Source organism: Pseudidiomarina sp. (genome assembly GCF_033722695.1).
In the GTDB taxonomy this organism is placed as follows: Bacteria; Pseudomonadota; Gammaproteobacteria; order Enterobacterales; family Alteromonadaceae; genus Pseudidiomarina.
Genome location: NZ_JAWVYM010000055.1, coordinates 1 through 5,195, shown reverse-complemented (window position 1 = coordinate 5,195; position 5,195 = coordinate 1). Strand labels below are relative to the sequence as shown.

General features: G+C 56.1%; 4 protein-coding genes. 2 read left to right on the top strand and 2 right to left on the bottom strand.

Annotated elements, in window-relative coordinates:
- A partial coding sequence (locus tag R3196_RS10685; protein WP_318936758.1) for a DUF885 domain-containing protein occupies positions 1–1,074 on the top strand: 1,074 nt, incomplete at its 5' end.
- Positions 1,075–1,086: 12 nt separating this feature from the next.
- The gene (locus R3196_RS10680; protein WP_318936757.1) at positions 1,087–1,506 is read left to right on the top strand and encodes a nuclear transport factor 2 family protein; all 420 of its coding nucleotides are present in this window, start codon (positions 1,087–1,089) and stop codon (positions 1,504–1,506) included.
- Positions 1,507–1,509: 3 nt separating this feature from the next.
- On the opposite strand, the gene R3196_RS10675 is transcribed toward R3196_RS10680, so the two are convergent.
- Positions 1,510–1,905 (bottom strand): VOC family protein, encoded by a 396-nt coding sequence (locus tag R3196_RS10675; RefSeq protein WP_318936756.1) that lies wholly within the window; start codon positions 1,903–1,905, stop codon positions 1,510–1,512.
- Between the two features lie 2 nt (positions 1,906–1,907).
- On the bottom strand, positions 1,908–5,195 hold a 3,288-nt coding region (locus R3196_RS10670), incomplete at its 5' end, for a hypothetical protein (RefSeq protein WP_318936755.1).

Genomic DNA, 5,195 nt, shown 5'->3' with positions numbered 1-5,195 from the left:
GTTAAGCCGGCGTACCAGAACCTGATCGCCGCGGTTGAAGACATCGCTGCGCAAGCAACCACCAAAGACGGTGCCTGGAAGTTCCCGGAAGGCGAAGCCTTCTACAACAATGCCCTGAAGCGCACTACTACCACTGACCTGACGGCTGAAGAGATCCACCAAATCGGTCTGAGCGAAGTGGCCCGCATTCACGATGAAATGCGTGTGATCATGGAGAAAGTGGGTTACGAAGGTACCCTGCAGGAGTTCTTCGTGTACATGCGTAACAACGAAGACTTCATCTATCCGGCTACCGACGAAGGGCGCCAGCGCTACCTGGATGAGGCGACTGCCTACATCGACAGCATGAAAGGCCGCCTGGACCAGCTGTTCCTGCGTCAGCCAAAAGCCGACCTGATCGTAAAAGCAGTTGAGCCGTTCCGTGAAAAATCTGCGGGCAAGGCCTTCTATCAGCAGCCTTCTATGGACGGTTCGCGTCCGGGCACCTATTACGCCAACCTGTACGACATGGCGTCGATGCCGACTTACCAGATGGAAGCCCTGGCGTACCACGAGGGTATCCCTGGTCACCACATGCAGATCGCTATTCAGCAGGAGCTTGAAGGCATTCCGTCGTTCCGTAAGTTCGGTCGCTACACCGCTTACAGCGAAGGTTGGGGCCTGTACAGCGAATTCCTGCCAAAAGAATATGGCTACTATGAAGACCCATATTCCGACTTTGGCCGCTTAGCCATGGAACTGTGGCGCGCTTGCCGTCTGGTGGTTGATACCGGTATCCATTCGAAGAAATGGACGCGCGAAGAGGGTATCGAGTACTACGTAACCAACACGCCGAACGCCCGTGCCGACGCTGTGAAAATGGTTGAGCGTCACATTGTGATGCCAAGCCAGGCCACTGCGTACAAGATTGGCATGATCAAGATCCTGGAACTGCGTGAGAAAGCCAAAGCCGAACTCGGCGATGCTTTCGACATCCGTGAATTCCACGACATCGTGCTGGCCAGTGGTCCGGTACCGCTGAATATTCTTGAGCAGTTCGTCAACGACTATATCAGCGCCAATAAGGGCCAGTAGGTTCTGAAGGCGATGCGTCATCTGTGCCGCAACTTCCTGTTGCTCTGTTGGCTGATGCCAGGGGTGAGCTTTGCTCACTCCGGGCAAGTCGAACAGGTCAGGCAGTTTGTTGCGGCGTTCAATAGCCACGACAGCGCGCAGATGGCTCGGTACGTTACTGCTGATGTGCAGTGGTTGTCCGTTAATGGTGATGTGATCGCGGTTCAGACCAGCGGTAAAAATGCATTAACCGAAGCGATGGACGGCTACTTTGAGTCCTGTCCTTCTTGCCGCAGTGAACTGCTCGAAATAAGCGAGGTGGGTACGCACGTTAGTACCATAGAGCAAGCCTCCTGGCTGCAAAACGATGTGCGACGGACGCAAAAAAGCTTAGCCGTTTATGAATTCTCCGGAGATTTGATTCAGCGGGTTTATTACTTTCCGGCGGATTAGCCGTCAGCGTTTTTCTTCCATCAACCCCACCAGATTGCCGTCCGGATCCCGGACAAAACTTGTCCAGAGCTCATGATCCGGCATCGTCGCCGCAAGCTGCGGCTCGCGTTCCGTGTTTGCGCCGCGCTTAACGATAGCAGCGTGGCATGTTTCGATATCCGTCACCCGGAAATAAAGAATGGAGTTAGCGCCCACTGCGCCGGCACCCTGCGGTGTGGTGAGCATCAGGCGTACGCCGTTGGCATTCAGAAACGCCAGGTTCGGACCGGCACTGAATAGAGACTCTAGCCCCAGGGCGTCGCGATAGAACTCAAGCGCCTGTCCGACGTCGCTGACGGTGATCGCGATCTGGCCGATAGTAGAGACTTTGTCTGACATGGTGGTGTCCTCTTTCAGCATGCTTAAGCTCCCTTGCGCTCCGCAAACCGCCGCTTAATCATGCGGATCAGCCAACCGCCTTTCTGGGCTTTATTGAGCTCGGCCAGCTGGTAAGTCGCCCGTTCCATGCTAATGGTATTGTTTAGCATGGCGGTGTAGATAGCCTGGGCGGTTTTGCGCCGCTTCACGGCATCCCCGGAATCAAGAAAGGCCTCGAGCGAGGTGAGCACTTTGTTACGCCAACCCGAGTCGATGGAGCCCTCATCCAGCGCTTTTTCCATTTCAGCCAGCTGGCGCTTCAGCTGCTGCTCAGTAATGCGCAGATCAGCCTGAATGCTTTCCTGTTGGCAGATCTGCCGCGACCGGGCTATTTCTATGGTGGTGGTCACGAACTCTTTATCCAGCACGCCGAACTCCTGCCAGGTTGCCAGCGAGCGGGCTGCGGTCTGCACCTCGTTCAGATTGCGCGATTCGCGCAGCGTGGTGCCAAAGTGGTGCACTCTGTCCCAGGCCTGCCAGCGGTAGACAAAGTCTAAGCCGGTGCCTTTGATATTCTGCACCCCGATAATACGGGTGCGCAGCCCCGGCGGGGTATGGTCAATCAGGGTCTGCACGGTCTGGTTGCCGGTCGAATAGTAATTTTCGACCACCACCCAGCGTGCCTTGAAGCGTTCAAAAATCCAGTCCAGCACCTCGTCCATGGCATCTGTTGAGGTCAGCTTGCCGGCCTCGCCCAGGCTCTGCCAGTGGCGGTATTCCTGGTGCATCTGCCGGGCCATTCCGGCGACGCTTTCAAGCTGGGCCTCAGGGGCTTGATCCTGCAGTTGCGCAAAGGCGTCATTTAGCTGGGCTTCATCAGCCCAGCTGTCAGCGCCGGACACCAGCTTAGCAATGGCCTCATCAGCCACATCCATACCCTGCAAGGCACCGGCGATACGCTTTTTAACGGGCTCAATATTATTGGCTATATGATAGCGGCGGCACAGGCCGTTAAGCCGTTGCTCGAGCTCTTCAGCCTGCGTGCCTTCTCTGAACTGCGCGGCGAAGCTTTGCCAGGCCTCGGTAATATAGGTTTGCAGGCCATCCAGGTTATTGCCGATAAAGTAGTACCGATCGGCCTGAATATCCGCCACCAGCATCTCGGCAAATACCCGCGAGCGGGCGACCCGGTCGGCCCTGTTGTTCACGACGATGCCGGTCCACACCGCCGGCGTTTTTTCCAGATTGTGCGAAGAGAATCCGGTACGCTCCCAGTTACCTAAAGCGCCCAGGCGCTCATTGGCCGACATGCCGTTCACAAATTCAATAAAGCGGCCCTGCACGGGTACCACGGGATAAAGTTTCAATACGCCAAGGTCGGCAATAACATTATCGGCCATCGCTTTTAGAGCAACGTCGCTGCGCACACCGAGGCGCTCGGACATGGTTCGCACCAGAGCGATATTATTAGGATGCTCGGCGTAAGGGAATCGCTCCAGCACATCACCGGTGATCAGGCCGGCTTCCAGCCAGGTAACAGAGGTCAGGCGGGCTTCTTTGCGATGAGCTTCGTCCTGTAGTACCGGCAGCATGGATTCTTCCGTGGTGTACACATCGCCTTTTTTCGGGATGAAGTTCTGCATCACTATGGGGATTTCAATGCCCGCCGGGCCCTGAATATCCTCGTGATCCGGATAGCAGTTCGTGATGGTGGAGATATCATCGCGCATCCACTGGCTTTGCAGAATTTCGATGTAACGTGGTGTCAGCCCCATGCACTCCCATAAAAAGGCGTCGACGCCGAGTTTGGCGCTGAATTTGGTTAAGAATACCTGCTCCCAGATGGTGGCTTTGTCGTAGGGGCGGAACAGGAACATCTCTTTCATTGGCCGGTTGGCGTTGCCGTACAGGAACATGGCCTCACAGCCGGTGGTTTTCGACACCACGCTCAGGCCCAGCTCGTTCAGTACCGCCGCTTTCAGGCGTTCGGTACCGGATTTACCGCGGGTACCCCAGCCGCCGATAACCAGCGGCAATTTATTGCGGTGGCGCTTAAGATCCTTCAGTTTCCAGATGTGGCTGGCCATAAAGCCGGCAAAAAACAGCGAGGTAAAGGCCAGTAGCTGCATAATGGTGTTCTGGTATACCGAATAGAAATAATTCTGCATATCACTAAGCGAGGGAATGGCGAACGGAAAAGCAATCGCCGGGAAAAAGCGCTTCACCCGCGGCTCGATCGGGTACGGCTTCCCTTTGGCGTCGGCGTAGCCGCGCACGGATATCTTAAAGCCCAGCTGGGTTACCTTTTTCAGGTAGGCGCTGGCATCAAAGCTGTCGCCTTCCTGCCAGTTACGCAGCCGGGCAAATTTGGCGAAGTTCCACTGCAGTCGCCAGCGGGCTTTAAAGCGTGCATAGAGACCCCCCGGTGGCGTGATTTCGGTGACGCCCTCGGTGCTGTAGATGCGCAGGGGTTCAGTCGGCCAGCGCTGATCAAGGCAGGATATCAGCTGATCGACCAGTGGCAGATAGCTGCGCTCGCCGCTTTCGTCGTTGATATAAATGGGCTCGCCGGGCACCTTGGTGATGCTCTGTTCAGCCACAATACGGCTGTTGAACTGATGCAGGCCGTAGTAGGCGCGGCCTTTGATGTGGTTATGATTCTGGCGCTTATCGGTGGAGGGCTTGCGCCACTCATGGATGACCCGCCACAGTCGCGGCCGCCATTTAAAGCCTGCCCATACTTTGGCTGTTCCGCCCGCTTTCACCCGCAGATTAAATCCGAAGCGTTTCGAGGCAAGCCAGGCCAGTTGCCGGAACCCGCGTTCATTCAGTTCCTCAGGCGGCAATTCCAGTTTCATGCTGCTTTCCATGGGCAGCTGCTGCAGTGCTTCTCGTTGGCCGGCATCAAATGCTGCCTGACTGGTATAGAAGAAAATGGTTTCGCGACACTCAGCCGCCCAGCGGCGCAGGCGGGTATCCTGATGGTTTGTGTTCAGCCAGGTCAGCTGCGCATCAAGCTGCTCCATACAGTCGGCATCCAGGTTTAACCGCGGTGTACATTCATGCATCAACTGGGGTAGCACATGCAGCACCGTGCGCAGTAAAAATGGCTGGGCGTCGCTTTTCAGTAGCTTCAGCAGCTCGTTCAGAATGCGATCCAGCTGGTCTTGTGACCATTCATGCTCCAGCAGGATCAGCAGGAACTGGGCTTTCACCTTGGGCGACGTTTCGTATTTTAACTGTCGGATACCCAGCCGCAGGGCCACTTCAGGTTCCAGATAGCGGGTGGCATTGGCGAAGCACTGGCGCACATATTCGGAAGGTTCACGGCG

What these genes read in the sequence shown, in the direction of transcription:
- R3196_RS10680 (WP_318936757.1), top strand. Translation starts at nt 1,087, where the DNA reads ATGCGTCATCTGTGCCGCAACTTCCTGTTGCTCTGTTGGCTGATGCCA.
- R3196_RS10675 (WP_318936756.1), bottom strand. Translation starts at nt 1,905, where the DNA reads ATGCTGAAAGAGGACACCACCATGTCAGACAAAGTCTCTACTATCGGC.